This is a genomic window from Rathayibacter sp. AY1D5 (genome assembly GCF_002932515.1).
GTDB lineage: Bacteria > Actinomycetota > Actinomycetes > Actinomycetales > Microbacteriaceae > Rathayibacter.
In genome coordinates this window covers 1-941 of sequence record NZ_PSVU01000118.1, presented here as the reverse complement: position 1 = coordinate 941, position 941 = coordinate 1, and the positions used below count along the sequence as shown (strand labels likewise).

Here is a 941-nt window from a genome sequence, read left to right as displayed (position 1 = left end):
GGCGGGACCGGGCACATGTTCTGGGACGGCCTGGGCGCCGACCCTCACGGCTTCGGCGGAGCAGGCGCGCGGGCCTCGGGCGACGTCTACGCCAGCGGCGGACAGGGCGGCGCCGGATCGGCGGGCGGCGGCGGAGGCGGAGCGGGCGGCGGCGAGTTCATCTACACCAACCTGGGAGCAGCCGGCGGCGGAGGCGGAGGCGGAGGGAGCTGGCCGATCGCCGATCCCGGACTCAGCCCCTACAAGGTCGGCGACGCACTGGTCGCCTGGCTCCCCGACGCCACCATGACGGTGAGCGCGTCGACGACCGCGATCGACGTCCCCACGACCCTCACCGCCACTCTCTCGAAGAACTCGTACCGGGACGTCGACACCGGCTACACGAGGAAGCCGGACCAGATCGGCGGAGGATCGATCTCGTTCACCGAGTTCACCGGCCAGACGCAGCGACCGCTCGGCACCGTCACGCTGACCGGTGCGGAGACGTCCGAGACCGTGAGCATCGAGGTCCCGGAGGGATTCGCGCGCGGGAGCCACGAGATCCGCGCGCTCTACACCGGATTCAACGGGTACAACCGGGATCCCGTCGTCTACGCACGGACACCGATCACGCGCTCGACCTTCACCCTCACCGCGCAGACCGGGCAGACGATCGCGTTCCCGGAGCTGACCGGCCTCGACACCGACGGTCGGGACCTCGTCCTGCAGGCCACCGCGTCCTCGGGTCTGCCGGTGACCTACGTCAGCACCACTCCTGACGTGTGCACGGTGACCGCGGGACGCGCGGTCGGCCGGGTCGGCGGGCTCTGCTCCATCACCGCCTCCCAGGCCGGGGGCACGGGCTGGACCGCGGCTCCGGACGTCGTCCGCACCAGGACTCTCTCGCCCAGGTCCCAGTCGGTCGCGTTCGCTCTGGCGGGCTACGCGTACTCGACCGGCTC

At 71.8% G+C, this 941-nt stretch carries 1 protein-coding gene; it reads left to right on the top strand.

The genetic code is table 11. From position 1 onward, the window contains the following. The coding region (locus tag C5C82_RS17755; RefSeq protein ID WP_219814869.1) for a hypothetical protein at positions 1-941 on the top strand (941 nt) is incomplete at both ends.